We start from the raw sequence: 23,423 nt of genomic DNA, 5'->3' as shown, positions 1-23,423 counted from the left end.
ACGTGGGGGTCCGGCCCCGGCCGGGATGAAGATCATCAACCCGTGGCGCGAGGGCGTTCGGCCACGCGGGAACGGCACGAGCGGTCCTCGGAGAGCACGGATGACGGAGGGGGTGCGCAGGTGGCACACGACGAACGCGTCGGCTACCTGGAGGAGCTGGAGCACGAACTCGACACGCGCGGCCTGGTCGCGCGGGTGGTCCGGACCCGGTCCGGACCCGCGTTCCTGCGGGTGGTGAACCCGGAGGCGGCGAGCCTGGCCGAGGACGTCACCTGCGCTCCGGCGCCGGAGACGCGCGACCACTACTACTGGTGGTCCTGGGGGGAGCGCATGCACCGGGTGGACGACCCGCACGGCGCCGCGTCGAAACTGGCGCACGTCCTGCAGCCGCTGCGACAACAGACGCGCGGTCTCGAGGCGCAGGGCTTCGAGATCCGCGATCCGGCCACCGCGGGGATCAGGCTCTCGGGCCGTCCCTGACGGGGCCGGAAGCGTCCCCGGGGGCCGTGGCCGACACGGCGCGGCAGCCACGGCCCCCGCGGGACCCGCCCCTCAGCCCCATCCGGCGTGCCGGAGCCTCCGACACGCCGGACCGTCCGCCTTCCTGATCTTCCGCGGTCCGGCAGAGGCGGGCCGCCGATCTCGCACCCCGGCCCGGGGGGAACCGGCCGGACAGCGAGACGGCGCCCGCCGGCCACCGGGTCCTCACCTGCCGGGCAGGCCGCCCGCAGGCCGCCGGGAGCCCGGGCCGGGCGGGCGGCGATGTGACCAGCGCCTCTTTCCCCACCCCCACTGAGCGACCGCGGGTCCACTTCCCATGCCCGTCCGAACGGGCCCGCGGTCAAGGGCAGACCCTCACCGTCCGATGCGCGTCGATCGTCCGGCGTTGGACGAACCCGTCGTCACCGTCCCCTACGATCGGGCTCGTACCGCCGCAGGTCCACGACGATGTGACGCGGCATCCACCATCGGTCGGGAGGGTCTGCCCCCATGTACGGCACAGTGGCGTCCAGCGCGCCCGTCCACGCGGCGGTCGCGCTGAGCGAGCCCCTGGTCAAGATGGACGGCAAGGCGGAGCAGTACTGCGGCGCCGATCCGAACGCCGCCTGCCGGCTGTTCTGGAACGTCACCCACAGCCCCGGCGCCACCAAGTTCGTCTACGACTACCGCATGGACGTCTGGACCGGCAAGCTCGTCTCGATCGTCGTCACCTTCGTGATCGCCCTGATCGTCCGGAACATCGCGCACCGGATGATCACCAAGATCACGCACCGGATGGCCGAGGGCACGATCTCGGAGAAGGCCCGCGAGAAGAGCCGGACGATCTTCGAGGGCAGCCAGGCGCTGCTGTCCCAGCGGCGCGCGCAGCGGGCCAAGACGCTCGGCTCGGTGCTGCGCTCGGTCGCGTCCGTGGTGATCATGGGGACGGCCCTGTTCAGCATCCTCGGCTACCTCGGGCTGGACCTCACCCCGATCGTCGCCAGCGCCAGCGTCATCGGCGTCGCGGTCGGTTTCGGCGCGCAGAACATCGTCAAGGACTGCCTGGCCGGCATCTTCATGCTGCTGGAGGACCAGTACGGCGTCGGCGACGTGATCGACGTGGGCAGCGCCAAGGGCACGGTCGAGGCGGTCACCCTGCGGGTCACCCGGATGCGGGACGTCAACGGCGTCGTCTGGTACGTCCCGAACGGGGAGATCAAGAAGGTCGGCAACGAGTCCCAGAACTGGGGCCGCGCGGTGCTGGACATCCCCGTCGACATCGGCGAGGACGTCGAGAAGGTCAAGGACATCCTGCAGGGCACGGCCGACGCGATGGCCGAGGACCCGGCCTGGAAGGACCTCATCCTGGAGCCGCCCTCGGTCTGGGGCGTCCAGGTCCTCGCCGCGGACGCGCTGGTCATCCGCGTGGTGCTGAAGACCGCGCCGGGCCAGCAGGGCGCCTGCGCCCGCGAGCTGCGCGAGCGCGTGAAGCTCGCCTTCGACCAGGCAGGTGTCTCGGTGGCTCCCGCCGTCTCCTGAGCCGCCCTCCTTCACGGCCGTCCCGCCCACGCGCGCGGACGGCCGTTTCCATGTGGCGGACGATCAAGAGGCGCAAGGGGGTCCCCACCGCATAGGCTTGGGTCGTTATGGCTGAACCCGAGCAGGTGACCTTCTACGAGGCGGTCGGAGGCGAGGAGACCTTCCGCCTCCTCGTGCACCGCTTCTACCAGGGCGTCGCGGACGACCCGGCGCTGCGCGCGATGTATCCGGAGGAGGATCTCGGCCCCGCCGAGGACCGCCTGCGGCTGTTCCTCATCCAGTACTGGGGCGGCCCGAACACCTACAGCCAGGAGCGCGGCCATCCGCGCCTCCGCATGCGGCACGTCCCGTTCGTGGTGAACGAGACGGCCAAGGAGGCCTGGCTCAAGCACATGCGCACGGCGCTGGACGACACGGTCGCCGAGCGCGACCTCCCCCCGGAGGCCGAGCGGATGCTCTGGAACTACTTCACGATGGCCGCCCAGGCCATGATCAACTCCCCCTCCTGACCGGGCGCGCCCGGCACTTTCCCGACGACCCGACCCCGGCCCCGCGGCGCAGAGCCCGGGGCCTCGGCGTGCGCGGGGCCGGTCGAGTGAAGTTTCGGATGGTTCCAGGTAGATCGTTGCTATGACGCGATCCTGGCGCTGCGTCAGGAGCTGCTGGGCGATCTGTTGCCCGGAGACGCGTCCGCCTGGATCGTCGACGACGACGAACCAGGCGTGGAGAACAGGCCAGGCGTGGAGAAATGACGAGGCGTGGGACGTGGACCTGGGGGATGGTCCATGTCCCACGCCTCGGGGGTGGGAACCGGAGCCCGCGAGGGGCTCACGGCTCTGCGGCTACAGCGGGGGGCGCTGCGCCAGGGTCGGGTCCTCGCCCATCGGGATCGGAACCTCGGAGCTGGCCTTCATCATGGTCGGCGCGACGCCGGCCCAGCGCTGCAGGTCCGCGACGGCCTTGGCGCGCTGCGCGTCCGGAAGCTTGGCGATCAGCCTGCCGCTGTGGTTCATGCCCGGGGCGACGTAGACGGCCGAGTCACGGCTGCCGCTGCCGAGCCGGAACGGCTTGCTGCCCCACGGGTCGTTCCCGCCGTAGACGAACAGCATGTGGTTCGCGTTGCCGCGCACCCACGAGTCGACGTCGCGCATCGCCTTGCCGTTGTCGAACTTCATGGCGATGTCGCTCGGGACGTACGTCCGCGGCACGTAGCTGCTCTCGTAGCGCAGCAGGTCGTGCAGGTTCGGGAACTTCGGCGACGGCCAGCCGAGCTGCGTGCCCGCCTGGTAGTAGTACGGGATGTACGCCTCGAGGTTCTGGTCGGCGTAGGACGAGCCGTCGGCGACGTCCATGAACACCTTGTAGATGTCGTCGTCGGACGCGGTGGTCGCGGGCAGCGAGGGGCACTCGGACTGCAGGTGGTACTGCCAGAAGCCCCACTCGAAGTCCATGACGGAGTTCTCGAAGGCGCGGTCGACGCCCTTCAGGAGGGAGAACGTCCACCCGTTGGTCTTGGCGTCCGCGCCCAGCCGGGTCTCCATGGCCGTGCGGCGCTTGAGGATCTCGCGGGCCAGGTCCTTCACGTGGGCGCGGCACTGCGGGTCGGTGCCGACCGTCTGGAAGAACTTGTCGTACGCCGCGTCCTTCTTGTTGTTGAAGTCGTTCGGCGCGACGTAGACGACCGAACCGGCGACGTCGTTCGGGTAGAACCGCTTGTGGTACGTCGCGGTCATGCCGCCCTTGCTGGCCCCCGTGTTGATCCACTTGGAGTTGTAGATCGGCTTGAGCGCCTGGACGATGCGGTGCTCGTCGGTCGCCGCCTGCCAGATGTTGTCGTTCTTCCAGTTCGCGTCCGCCGGGCGGGACGGCGAGAAGTACCGGTACTCGACCGAGATCTGGTTGGCGTTCAGCAGCGCCGTCGGCTCCGACTGGAACATCGTCTCGGGCGTGTTGTAGCCGCTGGTGTACTCCACCATCGGCGCGCTCGCGTCCCGGTGCTCCAGCATGATGCGCTGCTCGAACCACTGGCCCTTCGGCTTGCGGTGGTCGACCGGCTGCTTGTAGGTCAGCCAGAACCAGCGGTACCCGTTCAGGGTGGAGGTCTTCTCCTGGACGGTCATGCCCGGGATCGCCTTGAGCTGGGCCAGGATGTCGCCGCTCGCAGCCGGGGCCGCGGCCTGGGCCGCGCCGGCGAGGCCGAGTCCGGAGGCGGTCAGGCCACCGGCCAGGAGCAGGGTCATCGCCCTGTGGGAAAAGCGCCGCATCTTCTCACCTTCACGTGGGGTCGCCACAATTCGCGTTGCGACCGTAGAGGTAAGAAGCGGGACGAAAACATACCGCAGGGACGCTTGTTACACACCCGTGACCGTGTGGCGCTCTCCCGGCATCAGACCAGGCCATCCCCGCACGGACGCACACGACACGCCGAAACCGCAGGTGAACGGGCCGAAGAAGATCGACAGCGCGAGCGGGACGAGCGAACCACGGCGCCACCGAGTGGGTGGCGGGCGAGACGGTCAGACCATGCCGCCGCTGAGCAGATGGGTGACCAGCCAGGCGAGCCCGAGCACCAGCACGAGGCGGCGGAGCTGCCAGCCGATCGGCTTGCCGCGGATGGCGAACACCTTCCAGATCACCTCGGACAGGGTGTCGCCCGGCTGCCGGTTGAACAGCGCGGGGATCTCGATCGCGAAGAACATCGCGACCCACAGGATCCAGCCGAAGACATAGGGGGACATCGGAACCTCGAAGGGGAGTGGCTTCTGTCCGATTGATCCCCGTTCGGCGAGATCGTTACCCCAGTTCAGGAGCACTATTTCCGGAAAGCTCCGGAAAGTCAGATCAGGACGTCCACCGCCCGCTGGAGCAGGGCGCGGAGCGTCTCCAGCTCGTCCGCGTCGAACGCGCCCACGATCCGGCGCTCGACCGCGACGGCTTCGGCGTCCGCCTCCCCGAGGAGGGCCTCGCCCTCGGAGGTGAGCCGGGTGACGAGCACCTGCGCGTGGTCCTCGGACGGATGGCGCTCGACCAGGCCACGCCCCTCCAGCGCCTTCAGCACCGTCGTCATGCTCTGCGGCGTCACCGCGCAGTACCGGGCGAGCCTCGCGCCCGAGATGCCCGGGGCCAGTGAGAGCGCGTACATCGCCGCGTACTGCGGGACGGTCAGCCCGAACGGCCTCAACACCCTGCTCTTCTCGGCGATCAGCGCCTGCTCGGCCCGCTTGATCAGCGAGCCCGGACGCCATGCCGTGGCCCGCTCGATCCGTTCGTCGGCCTCCATCGGACCTCCCCTCCGCAGGGAACCCTACCAACCCTCGACGATTTGACAAGGTACGCATCCATGTCAGATCTTTTATCTCCATCAGGGTTCTTATGGTTATTCGACCTCGAAGGGACGCATCCATGTCCGGCTCCGCCCGGCGCTCCTCGCCTCCGGCCTCACACCGGCGGCCCTCGCCCGCTGTGACGCTCACCGTGGTGTGCGGCGCGCTGCTGCTCATCCCGATCACCGCCACGGGCGCCGCCGAGGCGACCGCCGACGTCGGACGGTCGCTGCACACGGGCCTCGCCGCCTCCCAGTGGGTCGTGAACGCCTTCTTCCTGACCTTCGCGAGCCTCATGGCGACCACCGGCTCGCTCGCCGACCGGATCGGACGGCGCCGGATGTTCGCGGGCGGACTCGCCGTGTTCACCGCGTCCATGCTGGTCGCGACGCTCGCGCCGGACATCGCCACGCTCGTCGGCGCGCGCCTGCTCGCCGGGGCGGGAGCCGCCGCAGCGACCACCGGCGGCAGCGCCCTGCTGGCCGCCGCCTTCCCGGACGGACCGTCCCGCGCCCGCGCGTTCGGCGTGTTCGGAACCGTCCTCGGCCTCGGCCTCGCGTTCGGCCCGGTCATCGCCGGCGTGCTCGTCACCGGCCTCGGCTGGCGCGCGTTCTTCGGCGCCGCCGCCGTCGCGCTGCTGCCGAGCCTGCTCGCCGTCCCGCTGCTCGCCGAGTCGCGGCAGGACGCGTCCGGGCCGATCGACTGGACGGGCGCCGCGACCTTCACGCTCGGCCTCTCCGCGTTCACGTTCGCGCTGGTCGAGGGCCCGGCGCTCGGCTGGACGCACGGGGCCGTCCTCGGCGGGTTCGCCGCCTGCGTCCTCCTGCTGACCGCGTTCGGCATCGTCGAACGGCGTCACCCGAGCCCGCTCGTGGACCTCGCGCTGCTGACCCGTCCGCGCTTCGTGGCGATCTCCGCGATGCCCTTCCTGCTCGCGTTCGGGTTCGTCGCGCTCACCATCGTCCTGCCGCCGTACCTCATGGCGACGCTGCACGCGTCGGCGAGCACGGCCGGCCTGACGCTGATGCTGCTCACCGGGCCGGCGCTCGTCCTGCCGCCGCTCACCGGCGTCCTCGGCCGGTGGCTGTCCCAGCGCACCCTGCTCGTCCTGACGCTGCTGCTGGTCGCGGCCGGAACGGCGCTGCTGGCGCTCGTCCCGGGCGGCGCGGGGGCCGGGTCGCTCGCGGCGCCGCTGCTGCTGATCGGCACCGGCTTCGGGATCTCGCTGGCCATCATGGACGGCGCCGCGATCTCCGCCGTCGAGCCCGCCCGTGCCGGGATGGCCGCGGGCGTGTTCAACACCGCCCGGATCAGCGGCGAGGTCATCGCCGTCGCCGTCCTCGGCGCGCTGCTCACCACGTTCACCCGCTCCGACCTGGCCGGACGCTACGGCGATCGCACCGCGTCGGACGCCACGTCCCGGCTGCTGCAGGGCGACATGACTCCCCCGGACGGCATCACGCCGACCGGCTACGCCGAGGCCGCGACGCACGCGTACGCGGGCGCGCTCCACAACGTCCTGTGGGCGCTCTCCGCCCTGTCCCTGGTCGGAGCGCTGGTCGTCGCCCGCCTCCTCCGTCCCGCCCCTGTCTCTGTCTCTGACACCGCCCCCGCGATCGCCGTCGAGCGGCGCGCGGTGGCCGAACCCGTCCTCTGAAAGGAACCGAAAGAATGCCTACCGTCGACGTCCAGCTCAGCACCGGTCCCAGCACCGTCAACTACCTCATCACCGGCATGGGGCCCGGACTCGTCCTGGTGCACGGCACCGGCGCGGACGGCCCCAGCAACTGGGGCCCGCTGATCGACGCCCTCGCCGACCGCTTCACCCTCCTCGCCCTGGACCTCTCGGGCGCGGGCGCCACCCGCGACTCCGGCGGCCCGATCCACCTGGAAGACCTGGTCAGGCAGGTCCTCGGCGCGGCCGACCACGTCGGCATGGACCGCTTCCACATCGCCGGCCACTCCCTGGGCGGAACGGTCGCGACCGCCGTCGCCGGAACCGCCCCGGACCGCGTCCTGTCCCTCACCCCGCACGCCGGATGGGCGAAGACCGACCCCTGGATGGCCTTCCAGTTCGACCTCTGGGCCCGGCTCACCCGCATCGACCCCGAACTCCAGGCCCGTCTGCTCCAGTTCACCGCCATGGGCGACGCCGCCCTCCGGAGCCGCACCGACGCCGACTTCGAAGCGGCCACGGCCGGCTTCACCCAGGCGATCCAGGCGATCCAGGCGATGTCGGACGGCTACGTCCGCCAGGTCGAGACCGACCTCACGGTCGACATCACCGCCCTGCTCCCGAGGATCACCGCGCCGACCGTGATCATCTCCAGCTTGGACGACCGGATCGTCCCGCCCCACCACCAGCGCCACCTGGCCGAGGCCATCCCGGGCGCCCGCCTCGTGGAGGTCCCCGGCGGCCACGGCCTCCCCTTCGAGAACCCCGAACTGTTCGTCCGGACCTTCGCCGAGATCCTCGACGTCCAGGCGAGCACGACGATCTCACTCTGACCCGACCAGCCCACATCGAAGCGGCCACGCGAACCACGCGTGGCCGCTCGACGCTGGCCGCTCGACGCTGGGCGCTCGACGCTCAGCGCTCGCCACTCGAGCTCGGCGCTGAGGGCTCGGCGCTCGCCACTGGGCGATTCGTCGCGTGGCCGCTCGGTCGTTCGGCTATTCGACAGGGGCGAGGTAGCGGGCGACGAAGTCGCGCTCGTAGGGGGTGAAGCGGCGCAGCCGGTTGTTCTCCACGTCGAACGCGACGAGCACCGAGGTCGCCCGCGCGAACACGGTCTCGTCGTTCCGCACCTCGTAGGAAAGCGTGAACGACGCGCCTCGCGCCCGGGTGATCCAGGTCTCCACCCGGACCGGCTCGATGGTCGGCAGCAGCGGCGTCACATAGTCGATCTCGTGCCGGGCGACGACCATCCCCCGGACGGGCTCCTCGCCCTTGCGGAGGGGATCGGCGTGGAACATCTCCAGCCGGGCGTCCTCGAGGTAGCCGAGGAACTTCACGTTGTTCACGTGCCCCTGCGAGTCGATGTCGCCGAACCGCAGGTGGAACTCGTAAACGTGCCGGAAGTCCGCCATGGGCCGCTCGTCACCGCTCTGCATGTCCTCGCCCGGGTCGTCGAAAGTGGATCGGGCGCCGATGCTACCCGCCGCCCCGGCCCGTCCTTCATGCGCCCGTCCCACAACAACCCGCCGGGGTTTGTGTCCGGCAACCCCTTGCCATACCCGGACAATCCCCCGGCCGGGAACGCAGAAGCGCCGCGCCCTCCAGGAGGACGCGGCGCTTCGGACGGCCAGGGCGGGACCGCCGACGGAATCGGCGGTCGCGCGTCCGGTCAGTCGCGGGTGAGGCGGCGGTGGGTCACGCGGTGCGGACGGGCCGCCTCGGCGCCCAGGCGCTCGATCTTGTTCTTCTCGTAGTCGGCGAAGTTGCCCTCGAACCAGAACCAGTTCGAGCCGTCCTCCCACGCCAGGATGTGCGTGGCGATGCGGTCCAGGAACCACCGGTCGTGCGAGGTGATCACGGCGCAGCCGGGGAACTCCAGGAGGGCGTTCTCCAGGCTCGACAGGGTCTCGGTGTCGAGGTCGTTGGTCGGCTCGTCCAGCAGCAGGACGTTGCCGCCCTGCTTGAGGGTGAGCGCGAGGTTCAGCCGGTTGCGCTCGCCGCCCGACAGGACGCCGGCGGGCTTCTGCTGGTCCGGGCCCTTGAAGCCGAACGCGGCGACGTAGGCGCGGGACGGCATCTCGACCTGGCCGACGTTGATGTGGTCCAGGCCGTCCGAGACGACCTCCCACACCGTCTTGTTCGGGTCGATGCCGCCACGGCCCTGGTCCACGTAGGAGACCTGGACGGTCTCACCGACGCGCAGCACGCCGTCGGTCGGCTGCTCCTCGCCGATGACCATGCGGAACAGGGTGGTCTTACCGACGCCGTTCGGGCCGATGACACCGACGATGCCGTTCGGCGGCAGGTTGAAGGACAGGTCGTCCATCAGCACCCGGTCACCGAAGGCCTTGTTGAGCTTGTCGGCGACGATCACCGTGTTGCCCAGGCGCGGCCCCGGCGGGATCTGGATCTCCTCGAAGTCCAGCTTGCGGGTCTTGGCGGCCTCGGAGGCCATCTCCTCGTACCGCGCGAGACGGGCCTTGGACTTGGTCTGGCGGGCCTTCGGGTTCGACCGGACCCACTCCAGCTCGTCCTCGAGGCGCTTCTTGCGCTTGGCGTCCTTGTTGCCCTCGACCTTGAGCCGCTCGGCCTTCTTCTCCAGGTAGGTGGAGTAGTTGCCCTCGTAGGGGTGGCAGCGGCCGCGGTCCAGCTCCAGGATCCAGGTCGCGACGTTGTCCAGGAAGTACCGGTCGTGGGTGACGGCGAGGACGGTGCCCTCGTACTTGGCGAGGAACTGCTCCAGCCACAGGACGGACTCGGCGTCCAGGTGGTTGGTCGGCTCGTCCAGCAGCAGCAGGTCGGGGGCCTGCAGCAGCAGCTTGCACAGCGCCACGCGGCGGCGCTCACCACCCGAGAGCTTGGTGACGTCGGCGTCCCGCGGCGGGCAGCGCAGCGCGTCCATCGCCTGCTCGAGCTGGGAGTCCAGGTCCCAGGCGTTGCGGTGGTCGAGCTGCTCCTGCAGCTTGCCCATCTCCGCCATCAGCTCGTCGGTGTAGTCGGTCGCCATCTGCTCGGCGATCTCGTTGAACCGGTCGAGCATCGCCTTGGTCTCGGCGACGCCCTCCTCGACGTTGCCGAGGACGGTCTTCTCCTCGTTCAGCGTCGGCTCCTGCTGCAGGATGCCCACCGTGAACCCTGGCATGAGCTTGGCATCGCCGTTGGACGGCTGCTCCAGACCGGCCATCATCCGCAGCAGCGTCGACTTGCCGGTGCCGTTCGGGCCCAGCACGCCGATCTTGGCGCCGGGCAGGAAGTGCAAGGTGACGTCGTCCAGGACGACCTTGTCGCCATGTGCCTTGCGCACACGCTGCATCGTGTAGATGTACTCGGCCATAATCCTCAAGCCTATTGGGTCCCGGGCACCGTTCGTCGCACCCTTCGAAGACCCCACCCCCTCCCCCAAACCCATCCCGACCCCCCACCCCCAAGCCCCCGGCCCCCAAACCCCGAACCCCCTGCCCCACCGCGCCCGCTGATCACCCGAACCCCATCCACCCCACCCCAAGCCCGTCCGCCCACACAAATCCCCCAAAAGCCCCCCAAAATGCCATCCCCTCACCACCCGAATTGACTTCGGAACCGGACTCCCCACCTCATCCAGCCCGCCCCACAAATGTGGCAGAGACCACCCCCATCACCCCGGGCCGTCCCCAACACCCACCATCCAGGGCAGCCCTCAATGCAGAGCCCCAAAACCTCGACCACAAGCCCGCTCCACCACCCCAAGCCCCCAAGATCGACAAGCGCGCCCACACCCATTCACACGCGAACTCGAAGCCCCAGGCACGCAGATTGAGGACTCGAACTGCCTGTCACCCGGCACGCCAGCCCCTATGCCCGAGCCCAAGGACCACACCAACAACGCGGACGAGCAAGTCACACGAGGCGCAAGCTGCACCCCCCGGGGGCGTATGCGCAGGCAGAACATGAAGTGCACGAAACGCCGGGTGCTGCACGGCCCGGCACTGAGCAGAACGCAAGGTGAGCCACAGCGCGAACCCGAACGCGCCCCCGCGCAACGCGGAACACGACCGCAAAGCAAGTGCACAGCCCGTGGCGAAACGCGGGGAGCGGGCCGGGGCGAAACGCGGAACGCAAGGCAAGGGCTCAACCCGCGGAACGGAACGCGGGGCGGAACACGGGGCGTGGGGAACGTCCAGCGTTCGTCCTTGGCGTCCACGTAGAAGTACAGCAACGCCGCTCCCGCCTCCAGCGCCGCGCCCAGCCGCCGCATGCTGAACCTCTCCAGGCCCCCGGGTGTCCAGCATGGGCCATAGCGCGGCACGGAGCTGGGGCCGAGGCGAAGGCGGAGCAGAGCGCGCAGCAGCCGCAGCACGGCACGGCACGGCACGGAGCGCAGCACGCAGAGCGGGCACAGCACGCGGAGCAGCCACGGCACGTAGAGCGGGCGCGGCACGCAGAGCAGCCACGGCACGCGGAGCGGGCGCGGCACGTAGAGCGGGCGCGGTACGTAGAGCGGGCGCGGCACGCGGAGCGGGCGCGGCACGTAGAGCGGGCGCGGCACGTAGAGCGGGCGCGGCACGTAGAGCGGGCGCGGCACGTAGAGCGGGCGCAGCACGTAGAGCGGGCGCAGCCGCGGCACGCGGAGCGGGCGCAGGCGCGGCACGTGGAGCGGGGCGGAATGCGGGGAGCGGGGCGGAGTGCGGGGCGTGAGGGGCGGGGCAGGGCGGGGCGTATGGCGCGGGGCATAGGGCGGGGGGCGGGGTAGAGGGGGAGCGCCGGCGGGGTGGGGGTTGGGGTGGGTCAGTCTTCGGAGGGGTGGGGGTTTTCTATGGCGGGGAGGCAGACTCGGTCTCGGCCGGACTCCTTGGCTCGGTAGAGGGCCAGGTCGGCGGCGGCGAGGAGTTCGATGAGGTCGGAGCCGTGGGTGTGGAGGAGGGCCACACCGACGGAGATCGTGACGGCGACGGTGCCGCGTTCGGCGGGGACGGCGAGGCGGCGGACGCGGCCGCGGAGTCGTTCGGCGATGCGGCATGCCTCGACGGTGTCGGCGCCGGGGAGCAGGACGACGAACTCCTCGCCGCCGAAGCGGCCGACGACGTCGTAGTCGCGCACCTGGCCGCACAGGGTGGTCGCGACGCCGATCAGCACCTGGTCGCCGATCAGGTGGCCGTGGTTGTCGTTGACCCGCTTGAAGTGGTCGATGTCGATCAGGAGCAGGGCCAGCGCCTCGTCGGTGCGCTGGGCCCGGGACAGTTCGGTGTCGGCCTCGCGCTGCCAGGCGGCGGCGTTCAGCAGGCCGGTCTTGGCGTCGGTGCGGGCGGCGGCCTGGAGCTGCTGGTGCATCAGGCTGCGTTGCAACAGGACGACCGGGGGCAGCGCGAGCAGCAGGAGCGCCGGGGACACGGCGCTGGTGATCGTGACGATCACGCCGACGCACAGTTCCACGACGTCCAGCAGGAGGCTCTCGCGGTTCCAGAGGACCTCGCGCCACCGGCTCTCGGGCGCGGCCGCGTGGGCGGCGACGGCGACGATCCCCGTGTTGAGGACGGTGAACAGGGCCGCGCACGCGATCGCGACGGGGATGCCGGGATAGCCGTCGACGACCCAGCCCGGGCCGTCCGCCAGCGGTTCGGGCACCACCGAGTGGAAGACCACGCTCGCGCACGCCCCCGCCAGGCCGAGCGCCGAGGTCACCATGACGCGCCGGTACAGCAGGGTGCGGCGGACGCGGAACTGGAGCAGCGTCTGCAGCGGGATCGGGATCAGCAGCGCGTACACCGGCGGGAGGAGCAGCGCCACCGGCAGCCACCAGGCCGACAGCAGGTCGCGCGCGACGCCCGCGGGCATCCCGAGCCTCCGGGACGCCTCGATGCAGACCGCGCCGCAAGCCAAAAGAGCGGTAAAAGTGAGTAGATCTTCCACCCGGTACGAGGTGCGCCAGAGCCCCGCGGCGGTCAGCGCCAGGTGCAGCAGCACCACCGCCGGAACGTAGACGGCCAGCAGGGACGGCCGCCCGGATCCCCCTGGGCGCCGGGGCGTGTGGGTCAGGTCGCCACCTCGGTCCTCGGCGGACGACTGCACTGCCGTCATCCTTCCCCCCTATGCATCACGTTGTGTAACACGATAGTTGCAACGTGTGCGGAGTGCGCCGGAAACCGGTACCTTCGATACCTCAACAGGCGGACGGCCGCCGTGGCCGTCCATAGGGGCCGCGGGGCTCCGCGGTCCCCCGCACATCTGGAGGGGGAATCCACCATGCGCGGCGTTTCCTGGGTCTAGCCCTCTGGACCCTGCGCACTGTGGTGGCATCACGACAGTGTGCCTTCGCCGCGGAACCGTTCCGCGGTGGGCGGCCCTCCTGACCGAGGCCCCGCCGCACCGGAGCGAGTCGCCCGCGCCGGCCCCCTGAGCCCCCGCGACGATTCCCCTCCCGGCAAGCGGCCCGGCCTCTGCGAGACCGCCAGGCCCGGTGGCCGCGCCCTCCCCTGAGGGGTCGCGCCGCCTCCGCGGCGTACCGCCCACTCCGGCCGACCGCGCGCCCACCGGGCCACCCCACGCCCTGTTTCTCATATCCCCTCGCGCCCCCTCACCCCTCATCACGCTCCTCGCACGCACGTCCCCACCGTTCGCTTCCTGATGCCGTTCTCCTTCCGGTCGGTTTGGGCTTCTTCCTTCAGAACGAGGTGGGCGCCTGCCTTGTTCACCTCCCCGAGGGGTGCTTGGTGTGGCCTCGGGGTGGCCTGTTCAGGCGGGTGGGCACGGTTTGGCCGGGGTGGGGCCGGGCCGCCGTTGGGGATGGCGGCCCGGCTTCGCAAGGGGTGATCGATGTCCCGGGTGGTCAGGCGGCCTTGGCTGTCTCGGCTGCCTCCTCGTTGGGCTGGTCGCCGGTGAGGGCGAAGAGGTCCGAGAGGTCCTGGGCCTCGCGGCGGTCGGACTCGGTGAGGGACGACGAGCGGGACGCGGTGCGGAAGTCGGCGGTGCCGCGGGTCAGGTCGTGCCCCAGGGTGGTCGCCTCGATCTCGGCGCAGTAGCGCCACTGGCCGTCGCGCTCGTACTGGCGGATGCGCAGGCGGCCGGTGACGATCACGGGGTGGCCGCGGGCGAACTCCGAGGCGTTGACGTTCTCGGCCAGGCCGCGCCAGCAGTTGACGGTCAGGAACATGGTCTCGACGTCCGCCCACTGGCCGGTGGAGCGGTCGAACCGGCGCGGGGTGCAGGCCAGGCGCATCGACAGGTACGGGGTGCCGTTCGCGGTGATCAGGTACTGCGGGATGTCGGCAACCCAGCCGATGACGGTGATCTGGGCCTCGTTCATGAATCCTCCGCTGTCTCGTGGTGTGCGGAAGCGTCGCTTGTGACGCTCCCGTACTCCACGATCACGGAGGGTGAAGGCCCTTGGAAAGCCGGCTGCGAAGGTGTGGACAACCAGTGCGGAGGCTTAGGCCGCGGCTACAGGATCTGCCCGGTCAGATGCCTCTGACCAAGTCCACGTCGTCTCGGAAGGCGGCGTAGAGGGCCAGTTCCTCGGTGATGGGCTCCAGGACCTTCTGCTCGGCCACCGTAGCGATGCGGTCGCGCATGTGGTGTTCCATGCGTTCGCCGTGTTTGCCGGACGACAGGGCCACCAGGTTCCGGCAGGTCGCGGTCGTCAGCCAGCCCATGCCCAGCGTGCAGACCACCAGGACGGCCACGTACGGGATGAGGCCCGCCTCGCCGATCCAACCGCTCGGGGCCTTGGCCACGTGGGCGACGCCGTAGGCGACCAGCAGGCCGATCCAGGCCAGTCCCAGGACGGAGACCAGGACGAGGAAGTACTGCCACGTCTTCACCAGCCACCACCAGCGCGGCACCTGGTTGAAGCCGGGGAGCGCGTCCCGCATGGCCTCACCGAGCTCTTCCGGCAGGTCGGAGGCGTTCCGGCGCGCGGCGGCGCGGACGGAGCGGGCCCAGGCGGCTGGGAGGTCCGTGACGACGTCGTCCGTGACGTCCAGCAGGGCCGTGTCGACCTCGCCCTGCTGGGCGCCGGTCGGGCCGGTGAAGGCGTCGCGCAGCTCCTCGCGGAGGCGGCCCAGGCGCATGCGGCGCAGGGGGTCGCTGCGGAGGCGGGACGCCATGGACAGGACGGGCCAGTTGATGAAGTCGGCGGCGCGCAGCTCGTAGGCGCTCTCCATGGCCTCGGCCACGGCGGGGGCGCCCGCGGCGTCGGTGAGCGCGCGCTTGAGGCCTTCGCGGTGCTGGTCGTCGACGGCGGTGGGCGGCTCGGCCTCGCCCTTGTAGGACGCGAAGCGCCCGGCGATGTCGGTGACGTCGACGGCGAGGCGGTCGCCGCGGACCTGGCGGGCGGCGACGGTGTCGACGAGGACCTCGCGCAGGCCGCGCACGCCCTCGTCCGACACCGCGGACGTGGTGACGATGCGGGGCTTGGCCAGGCCCTCGGCCTCCAGGAGGCGGCGCAGGTCGGCGACGCACTCGTCCACCTCGTCCGCGGCGAGGCGGTCGACCTGGTTCAGGACGATCAGCGTCACACCCGCGTGCCTCGCGAACGGGACGATGTAGTTGCGGTGCAGCGCGGCGTCGGCGTACTTCTGCGGGTCGACGACCCAGATCAGCAGGTCGGCGACCGAGACGAAGCGGTCGACCTCGGCGCGGTGCATGGCCTGGATGGAGTCGTGGTCGGGCAGGTCGATGAGGACGAGGCCCTGGAGCGAGTCGTCCGCGCGCTGGAGGTCGAGCGCGGACGCGCGCGCGTAGCGGTGCCGCTTGTCGACGTCGAGCCAGTCGAGCAGCGGGCCCGCGCCGTCCAGGCCCCAGACGCACGCGTGCGCGCGGGAGGTCATCGGACGCCGCATGCCCGTCGGGGACAGCTCCAGCCCGCACACGGCGTTGAACAGCGAGGACTTGCCGCTGCCCGTGCCGCCCGCGAGGGTGACCACGGTGTGCTCGCCGGACAGCCGGAGCCGCTGGCCCGCGCGGTCGAGCAGCACGGCGGCGTCGTCCAGCAGGGCCGTGTCGAGGCGGCCGGCGCCGGCGGTGGTGACCCGGTCGAGCGCGTCCAGCCTCGCGGTCAGGCCCGGCGCGGCGGCCGGGTCGCGCGGCAGGTCGGCGACGGCGGGCGGGGCCGAGGTGGTCATCGGGCGACCTCGAGGTTGTAGACGGCCTGGTAGAGGCGGACGGGGACGGTCTCGTCGGGGATGCCCGCGGAATCGAGCGCCTGCCCGAACCGCAGGCCCTCCTCGTCGAACAGCATCGCGATCCGGCTGCGCAGGTCGGCGCGGGCCTTGGCGCCCATGCCGCGCAGCGACTCGGCGCCGAACAGCGCCTTGAGCAGCCGCTGCGGGACGGCGCTGGTGCCGCCCTCGACGTTCACCTCGGACGTGCCGTAGCCGAGCAGCCCGATCATCAGGACCAGGGCGAGGGCCTCGGTGTCGAACGAGACGACCTTGGCGACCGAGCGCTTGGTGACCCCCTCGGTGCGGACGAGTTCCTGGACGTGGTCCTGCCAGGAGCTGACCGCGCGGGAGACGCGCCGGGACAGCTCGGGCGACACCTCGCCGAGGCCGGAGACCGACGATCCGGCCAGCACCTGCGACCCGGCGGGGTGCTCGCGCCAGGCGGTGACGGCCTGCTCGGCGGCGTGCTCGGCGGACGCGACGATCAGCGATTCCAGGCCGCTGCGCAGGGCGCCCTTCAACGCGCGCACACGAGCGGGGCTGCGGTGCCGTCGCGAGGAGCGCCGTCCGAAGCCGAGCTTGTTGCGGCGGGTGCGGAGCGCGCGCAGGAGGTCCCCGGTGCCGGCGAAGTCCTGCCAGCGGGCGAGGACCTCGCCGCGCAGGAGGGAGCCGTTGCGGGTCGCCTCGTCCAGCTCGGCGAGGTTGTCGCCGTAGGCGGAGTCGACCAGCCCGGCCAGCTCGCCCCGCACCTCGACCTGCGCCTTCACGTGCTCGGCCAGCTCGGGGACGCGGGTGCGGAGGCTGTCCAGGACGCCGCCGAGGGTGTCGCCGATGACCACGCGGCGGTGGTCGGGGTCCTCGGCGATACCGGTCATCCAGGCGCGGATCTCCTCGATCGCCTCCTCGGGGAGGCGGCTCTCCTCGACCCGGGTCTCGGGGACGGTGAACCGGCGCGCGTCGCCGACGCCCTGCTCGACGAGCATCTCGCCGAAGTGCTCGACGATCTCGGCGCCCGCGCCGTCCTGGACGCGGGACAGCACGACGCCGATGGTCGCGCCGTTCTCGCGGGCGCGCTCCAGCATCTGCCAGACCATCGCGTCGGCGTACCGGGACGCGGTGACCACGCACAGCCAGACGTCCGCGGCGGCCATCAGCTTGGTCGCGAACTCGTAGTGGTCCTCGAAGACCGAGTCGAAGTCGGGGCTGTCCAGCAGGGCCAGGCCCGGCGGGATCTCGTCGCTGGTGATCACGACGAGCTGGTCGCCCGCGATCGCGTCCGGCGCGGGGCCCTTGACGCGGCCCATGCCGGGCAGCAGCGGGCCCTCCATGAACCACTCGAAGTGCTCGGGGTGGCAGACCAGGATCGGGCTGGACGTCGTCGGACGCAGCACCCCGGTCGCGCTGACCCGGCTGCCGACCAGCGTGTTGACCAGCGTGGACTTGCCCGCGCCGGTGGATCCGCCGAGCACGACCAGCATCGGGGCGCTCGCGCCCTCGATGCGCGGCAGCGCGTAGTCGACGAGCTGGTTGCGCAGGTCGAGCTTCTGCTCGCGCGCCTCTTCGACGCCGGGGACGTCCAGGACCAGCTCGAACGCGCCGAGCTGGTCGCGCAGCGCCGACAGCGCCCGGGTCAGCTCGCCTTGGCGCGTCCCGACGCCGGGCAGCGTCGCGGCCTCGGCCGCCTTCGCCGCCGCGACGAGCCTCTCGCCGTTCGTCCAGCCGCCGATGCCGGCCAGGTCGACGTCGTCGGGGGTCTGCTCGGCGGTGTTCCCCGCCGGATCGGCGTCCGGGGCCGGTTTCGGCCTGCGCGTGCCGAACCAGACGTCCGTCTCGGGCGCGGCCGTGGCGCCCGTGCCGGTGGACGGTTCGGAGAAGGCGCCGGTGTCAGCGGTGGGAGCGGGTGCGGGGACCGGCGCGGAGTCAGGGTGGACGCTCATGTTGGACGTGTGGTCCTCGGGCGACGGAGGGATTGCGGCGGGGGTTGCCTGAGCGGCGGGTGATACGGGCGATTCGTGACCGGCGGACGGCGTGAGGTCCGCAGGCGATACGGGACCGGCCGACGACGTGAGGTCCGCGGGCGATTCGGGTTCGGCGGACGGGCGGGCATGGCGAGGAGACGGAGCGCCCTGCCGGACGTCCGGGTCGGCGGGCCGGTCGCCCGCTCGGAAGGCCTCCCCGCCGGAGGCCGCGCTCTGCTCTGCCGGGGGTCTCACGGATCCCGCCCCATGTCCGCTCGGATGATGTCGACCTGCTGCGCCACGGTGACGACGTCGCCCACGACCACGATCGCCGGAGGCCGGACGTCGGCTGCCGCCATCTCCTCGGTCACGGTGCCCAGTGTGGCGGTGAGCGCGCGCTGACCGGGGAGGGTGCCGTCCTGGATCACGGCCACCGGCGTGTCGGACGCACGACCATAGCGTACGAGCGTCGGAGCGATGCGATCCATGCGCTCCACCGCCATCAGCAGCACCAGGGTGCCGTGCGAGCGGCCGAGGGCCTCCCAGTCGACGGTGGACCCGGGGGCGCCGGGAGCGACGTGCGCGGAGACGACGTGGAACTCCTGCGCGACGCCGCGGTGGGTGACCGGGATGCCCGCGGCGGACGGAACGGCGACGGCGCTGGTGATGCCCGGGACGACCAGCACGGGGATGCCGTGCTTCGCGCAGTGGATCACCTCTTCGCCGCCGCGTCCGAACACGAACGGGTCACCGCCCTTGAGCCGGACGACGAACTTGCCGAGCCCGACCTGCTCGACGATGTGCTCGTTGATCCGGTCCTGGGTGACGGTGCGGCCGTACGGGATCTTGGCGGCGTCGATGATCTCGACGTCGGCGGGCAGCTCGTCCAGCAGCTCGCGCGGGGCGAGCCGGTCGGTGATCACGACGTCGGCCTGGGCGAGGAGCTGGCGTCCGCGCACGGTGATCAGGCCGGGGTCGCCGGGGCCGCCGCCGACCAGGGCGACGCCGGTCGGCTTGGTGCGGGAGTGCCGGGCCTCGAGGGTCGCGTCGCGCAGGCCGTCGAGGACGGCGTCGCGGATCCCGGCGGCGCGGCGCGGGTCGCCTCCGGCGAGGACGCCGACCGTGGTCTCGCCGACCCGGCCGGACGCGGGCGTCCAGGCCGCGGACGCCTCGGCGTCGTCGGCGCGGACGCACCAGACGCGGCGGGCCTCGGCCTCGGCTGCGACGGCCGCGTTGACCTTGGGGTCGTCGGTCACCGCCTGGACGAGCCAGACGCCGTCGCAGTCACCGGTCTCGAACGCGCGCGCCTGCCAGCTGACGCGGCCGCCGGAGACCAGGTCGTCCAGGGCCGGGGTGATCTCGGGCGCGATCAGCATGACGTCCGCGCCGGCGGCCAGCAGGGCCGGAACCCGGCGCTGCGCGACCCGCCCGCCGCCGACGACGAGCACGCGTCGCCCGCCGAGTCGCAGGCCGAGCAGGTACGGAGGCACGGAAATCTCTCGTTCGGTGGACCAGGTGACGGACAAGGCTGTTTGTGGACCAAAGGTACTCGGCCCCGGGGGCCCGTGCCGAGCCGTCCCCGGCACTCGACACCCGAGCGTGACTCAAAGCGTGATCATCGTGTTACGCGCCCGAGTCGTTCCCGCCACCCCCGGCCGACTCCTCACGGACACCCACCGGATCCCCGCTCCCGCCTGCCGACTTCTCGCTCCCGCCTGCTGGATCCTCGCTGACGTTTGCCAGGTCCTCGCTGAGGCCGGCCGACTTCCCGCTGACGCCGGCCGAGTCGAACGTCGCGACCTCGTGCAGCACCCGCACGGCGCTCTGGACCAGCGGGAGCGCCAGCAGCGCGCCGGTGCCCTCGCCGAGCCGGAGTTCCAGGTCGACCAGGGGCCGCAGGCCGAGGTGGCCGACGGCGGCGGCGTGGCCGGGCTCGGCGGACCGGTGCCCGGCGACGCACGCGCCGAGGGCGTCCGGGCAGATCGCGGCGGCGACGAGGGCGGCGGCCCCGGCGATCACGCCGTCCAGGACGACCGGGACGCGCAGCGCCGCGGCCCCGAGGACGAACCCGGCGATCCCGGCGTGTTCCAGGCCGCCGACCGCCGCCAGGACGTCCAGCGGATCACGTCCGGGCATCGGTGCCACCAGGTCGTGGCGGTGAAGGGCCGCGCGGACGACCTCGACCTTGTGGGCGTGGGTCGCGTCGTCGATGCCGGTGCCGCGGCCCGTGACGTCCTCGGGCGGGAGGCCGGTGAAGGCGGAGATCAGGGCGGCGGACGCGGTGGTGTTCGCGATGCCCATGTCGCCGGTGATCAGGCAGCGCGCGCCGGACGCGACCAGCTCGCGGGCGACCTCGATGCCCGTCCCGACCGCCCGCCGGGCCTGCTCCAGGGTCATCGCCGGCCCCTGCGTCATGTCGGCCGTGCCGGGCGTGACCTTGCGCGGGAGCAGGCCCGGCGCGACGGCCAGCGGGGTGGCGACGCCGATGTCGACGATCGTGACCGCGGCGCCGACCTGGCCCGCGAAGGCGTTGACGACCGCGCCGCCCGCGAGGAAGTTGGCGACCATCTGGGCGGTCACCTCCTGCGGCCACGGCGTGACGCCCTGGGCGTGGACGCCATGGTCGGCGGCGAAGACGGCGACGGCGGCCGGTTGGGGCAGCGGCGGCGGGCACGTCCCGGCGAGGCCGGCGAGGCGGATCGACACGTCCTCGAGGACGCCGAGGGAGCCGGGCGGCTTGGTCAGCCGTCCTTGCAGGTCACGGGCGTCCTGCATGGCGGACGCGTCGAGCGGCCGGACGGCGGCGACGGTTTCGGCGATCAGGTCCACGGAGTCCTCCCCCGGCAGCGCGCGCCGCCGGTCTTTCTCACTGCCGGTCTTTCTCAGCACCGGTCTTTCTCAGTACTGGTCCCTCTACCGGTCTTTCGCGTCAGGTGCCGAGGTCACGCAGGGCCTCGAGAAGCTCGTCGTCGGCCGCGCGGTCGCGGACGGCGATGCGCAGCCAGTCCGGGCCGAGGCCTGGGAAGGTGTCGCCGCGCCGGACGGCGAAGCCGCGCTGCCGCAGCAGGACGCGGATGCCCAGGGCGTCCGGGACGCGCAGGCACAGGAAGGACGCCCGCGGGGACGGCACGACGTACAGGCCGCGGGAGGTGAGCTCGGTGGCGAGGCGGTCGCGCTCGGCGCCCATCTCGGCGGCCCAGGCGTCCGACTCGGCGAGCGCCTTGGGGGCGCTGCACGCCTCCATGGCGACGAGCGCGGGCGTCGAGACGGCCCAGAGCGGCTGCGCCGCGCCCAGCCGGGACACCAGGTCGGGCGCGGCGAGCAGGTAGCCCGCGCGCAGCCCGGCGAGGCCCCAGGTCTTGGTGAGGCTGCGGACGACGACGAACCCGGACGGCAGCCGCCCGGCGAGGCTCTCGGGCTCGCCGGGGACGCAGTCCATGAACGCCTCGTCGACGATGACCGTCCGGCCGGGGCGGACCAGCGAGGCGATCGCGCTCGCGGGGTGCAGCACCGACGTCGGGTTGGTCGGGTTGCCGATCACCACCAGGTCGGCGTCGGCCGGGATCTCGGCGGGGTCGAAGGTGAAGTCCTTGGCGAGCAGGACCCGCTCGACCTGGTGCCCGGCGGCGCGCAGCGCGGCCTCGGGCTCGGTGAACTGCGGGTGGACGACCATGGCCCGGCGCGGCTGCAGGACGCGGGCGAGCAGCACGAACGCCTCGGCGGCCCCGGAGGTGAGCAGGACCTCGTCCGGCGAGCGGCCGTGCCGCCGCGCGACGGCCCGGCGGGCGGGCTCGGGATCGGGGTAGGCCGCGAGGTCGGCGATCGAGGCGCGGATGCGCTCGGCCAGCCAGCCCGGCGGCGTCGCGGTCCGCACGTTCACCGCGAAGTCGCGCAGGCCGTCCACCACCTCGGCGTCGCCGTGGTGGGAGAGATCGACATCGTCGCCGGTCAGTGCCTCAAGGTTCACTAGTTCCCCAACGTGTCAGCGGGCGTGAACGTGCCCATGGCCGTGATCGAATCCGAAACCGCCGTGCCCATGGCCGTGCCCGGGGCCGTGCCCGGGGCCGTGCCCGGGGCCGTGCCCGGGGCCGTGCCCGGGGCCGTGCCCGGGGCCGGGGCCGGGGCCGGGGCCGGGGCCGCCGTGGCCGGGGCGGTGGCCGTAGCCGGGGCCGGGGCGGTGGCCGTAGCCGGGGCCGGGGCGGTGGCCGTAGCCGGGTGGGGCCGTTTGCGGGTGCTCTTCCAGGAGGGCGGCAGGGCCGGATGCGGGCCCGGCGGACGTCCGTGCGCGTTGGACGGCGGCGGCGTGTTCACCGGGGGTCCCCCTCGAAGTAGAGCAGCGCGTTGCAGGCGGCCGCCGCGACGGCGGACCCGCCCTTCTCGGAGACGTTGCTGACCTGCGGCAGGCCGCTGTCACGCAGGGCCTGCTTGGACTCGGTCGCGCCGACGAAGCCGACCGGCATGCCGATGACCAGGGCGGGCCGGACGCCGCGCTCGATGATCTCGTGCAGCGCGGTGGGGGCGCAGCCGACGACCCAGATCGCGCCGGGGCCGACCTCGGCGTAGGCGAGCCGGACGGCGGCGGCCGAGCGGGAGATGCCGGCGGCACGGGCCATCCGCCCGGTCGCGGGGTCGGCGACCGGGCAGACGGTGTCGCGCGCGCTGATCCCGGCGGCGACCATCTCGACGTCGGTGACGATCGGGGCGCCCGCGCGGAGCGCCGCCAGCCCGGCGGCCAGGTGCTCCTCGGTGGTGAGGACGTCGACCGCGTACTCCATGTCGGCGCTGGCGTGGATGACCCGCTCGGTGACGGCGCGCCAGAGCGGCGGCATCGGCGACAGATCCACGCGGGACCGCAAAATCTCGAACGACTCGAGCTCGACCGGATGCGGCTTGCGAACCCTCGGGGCCACGCCGACGTCCCTCGGGGCCACGCCACCGCTCGGAGAGGCCATGCCGCCGTTGCCCGGGGCCACGCCCCCGCCCAGGGCCATGGCGCCGCCCCCCGGGGCCACGCCGCCCCCCGGGGCCACGCCGCCCCCCGGGGCCACGCCGCCGCCTGAGGCCACGCCACCGCTCGGGGAGGCCGTGCCGCCGTCGCTCGGGGCCACACCCCCGCCCAGGGCCACACCCCCGCCCGGGGCCACGCCGCCGCCGTTCGGGGCCATGCCGCCGTTCGGGGCCATGCCGCTGCCGCTCGGGGTTGCGCCGCTGCTGCTGGGGGGCGCGCCGGCGTCGCTCGGGGTGGTCGTGCCGCCGTTCGCGTCGGGCTCCAGCGTCGCTTGATCGGTCATCTCGGGGGTTCCTCTCACGG

The 23,423-nt window shown here is 72.3% G+C and carries 18 protein-coding genes; 5 read left to right on the top strand and 13 right to left on the bottom strand.

The annotated features are described in order from the left end of the window. Window positions 1–120: 120 nt before the first annotated feature. From AB0L06_RS28660 to AB0L06_RS28650, 3 genes are all read left to right on the top strand, one after another. Complete coding sequence (locus AB0L06_RS28660) at window positions 121–480, top strand: hypothetical protein (RefSeq protein ID WP_500234216.1); 360 nt, start codon at window positions 121–123, stop codon at window positions 478–480. A 510-nt stretch (window positions 481–990) separates the two neighbouring features. Beyond that, window positions 991–2,019 carry a mechanosensitive ion channel family protein gene (locus AB0L06_RS28655; RefSeq protein ID WP_500234215.1) on the top strand — a complete coding sequence of 343 codons (1,029 nt, stop codon included), beginning with the start codon at window positions 991–993 and terminating at the stop codon, window positions 2,017–2,019. A 107-nt stretch (window positions 2,020–2,126) separates the two neighbouring features. After that, entirely contained in the window at window positions 2,127–2,528 is a 402-nt protein-coding gene (locus AB0L06_RS28650; RefSeq protein WP_500234214.1) for a globin, read from the top strand. A gap of 333 nt (window positions 2,529–2,861) precedes the next feature. Here AB0L06_RS28650 and AB0L06_RS28645 read toward each other — a convergent pair whose 3' ends face one another. The 3 genes from AB0L06_RS28645 to AB0L06_RS28635 form a co-directional block, all read right to left on the bottom strand. Continuing rightward, a complete protein-coding gene (locus AB0L06_RS28645; protein WP_500234213.1) occupies window positions 2,862–4,283 on the bottom strand; it encodes a S28 family serine protease in 1,422 nt (473 codons plus the stop codon). 252 nt (window positions 4,284–4,535) lie between these two features. Continuing rightward, window positions 4,536–4,757, bottom strand: a complete 222-nt coding sequence (locus AB0L06_RS28640) for a hypothetical protein (protein ID WP_500234212.1) — start codon at window positions 4,755–4,757, stop codon at window positions 4,536–4,538. Window positions 4,758–4,855: 98 nt separating this feature from the next. After that, window positions 4,856–5,299 (bottom strand): MarR family winged helix-turn-helix transcriptional regulator, encoded by a 444-nt coding sequence (locus tag AB0L06_RS28635; RefSeq protein WP_500234211.1) that lies wholly within the window; start codon window positions 5,297–5,299, stop codon window positions 4,856–4,858. 122 nt (window positions 5,300–5,421) lie between these two features. Here AB0L06_RS28635 and AB0L06_RS28630 point away from each other — a divergent pair, with 122 nt between their 5' ends. Continuing rightward, the gene (locus AB0L06_RS28630) at window positions 5,422–6,999 is read left to right on the top strand and encodes an MFS transporter (protein ID WP_500234210.1); all 1,578 of its coding nucleotides are present in this window, start codon (window positions 5,422–5,424) and stop codon (window positions 6,997–6,999) included. A 14-nt stretch (window positions 7,000–7,013) separates the two neighbouring features. Continuing rightward, on the top strand, window positions 7,014–7,850 hold the full coding sequence (locus AB0L06_RS28625) for an alpha/beta fold hydrolase (RefSeq protein WP_500234209.1): 837 nt from the start codon (window positions 7,014–7,016) through the stop codon (window positions 7,848–7,850). Window positions 7,851–8,015: 165 nt separating this feature from the next. Here AB0L06_RS28625 and AB0L06_RS28620 read toward each other — a convergent pair whose 3' ends face one another. The 10 genes from AB0L06_RS28620 to AB0L06_RS28575 all read right to left on the bottom strand — a co-directional run bounded on the left by AB0L06_RS28620 (window position 8,016) and on the right by AB0L06_RS28575 (window position 23,403). Then, on the bottom strand, window positions 8,016–8,456 hold the full coding sequence (locus AB0L06_RS28620) for an acyl-CoA thioesterase (protein ID WP_500234208.1): 441 nt from the start codon (window positions 8,454–8,456) through the stop codon (window positions 8,016–8,018). Window positions 8,457–8,689: 233 nt separating this feature from the next. Next, window positions 8,690–10,354, bottom strand: a complete 1,665-nt coding sequence (gene ettA, locus AB0L06_RS28615) for an energy-dependent translational throttle protein EttA (protein WP_500234207.1) — start codon at window positions 10,352–10,354, stop codon at window positions 8,690–8,692. Window positions 10,355–11,784: 1,430 nt separating this feature from the next. Then, the gene (locus AB0L06_RS28610) at window positions 11,785–13,074 is read right to left on the bottom strand and encodes a GGDEF domain-containing protein (RefSeq protein WP_500234206.1); all 1,290 of its coding nucleotides are present in this window, start codon (window positions 13,072–13,074) and stop codon (window positions 11,785–11,787) included. 748 nt (window positions 13,075–13,822) lie between these two features. Then, complete coding sequence (locus AB0L06_RS28605; protein ID WP_500234205.1) at window positions 13,823–14,299, bottom strand: single-stranded DNA-binding protein; 477 nt, start codon at window positions 14,297–14,299, stop codon at window positions 13,823–13,825. 151 nt (window positions 14,300–14,450) lie between these two features. Then, window positions 14,451–16,115 (bottom strand): GTP-binding protein, encoded by a 1,665-nt coding sequence (locus tag AB0L06_RS28600; protein ID WP_500234204.1) that lies wholly within the window; start codon window positions 16,113–16,115, stop codon window positions 14,451–14,453. After that, the gene (locus tag AB0L06_RS28595; protein WP_500234203.1) at window positions 16,112–18,091 is read right to left on the bottom strand and encodes a GTPase family protein; all 1,980 of its coding nucleotides are present in this window, start codon (window positions 18,089–18,091) and stop codon (window positions 16,112–16,114) included. Before AB0L06_RS28595 ends, AB0L06_RS28600 begins: the two co-directional genes overlap by 4 nt. A 272-nt stretch (window positions 18,092–18,363) precedes the next feature. Continuing rightward, entirely contained in the window at window positions 18,364–19,602 is a 1,239-nt protein-coding gene (cobA, locus tag AB0L06_RS28590) for a uroporphyrinogen-III C-methyltransferase (RefSeq protein ID WP_500234202.1), read from the bottom strand. A 133-nt stretch (window positions 19,603–19,735) separates the two neighbouring features. Further along, a complete protein-coding gene (cobT, locus tag AB0L06_RS28585; RefSeq protein WP_500234201.1) occupies window positions 19,736–21,001 on the bottom strand; it encodes a nicotinate-nucleotide--dimethylbenzimidazole phosphoribosyltransferase in 1,266 nt (421 codons plus the stop codon). A gap of 40 nt (window positions 21,002–21,041) precedes the next feature. Continuing rightward, window positions 21,042–22,079 carry an Rv2231c family histidinol phosphate aminotransferase CobC gene (gene cobC, locus AB0L06_RS28580; protein ID WP_500234200.1) on the bottom strand — a complete coding sequence of 346 codons (1,038 nt, stop codon included), beginning with the start codon at window positions 22,077–22,079 and terminating at the stop codon, window positions 21,042–21,044. Window positions 22,080–22,419: 340 nt separating this feature from the next. Next, on the bottom strand, window positions 22,420–23,403 hold the full coding sequence (locus AB0L06_RS28575) for a precorrin-8X methylmutase (protein WP_500234199.1): 984 nt from the start codon (window positions 23,401–23,403) through the stop codon (window positions 22,420–22,422). Window positions 23,404–23,423 lie beyond the last annotated feature (20 nt).

It is taken from the genome of Spirillospora sp. NPDC052269 (assembly GCF_040679435.1).
Classification (GTDB): domain Bacteria; phylum Actinomycetota; class Actinomycetes; order Streptosporangiales; family Streptosporangiaceae; genus Spirillospora.
The sequence above is the reverse complement of the archived record's forward strand: the minus strand, read 5'-3'. Positions and strand labels throughout refer to the sequence as shown.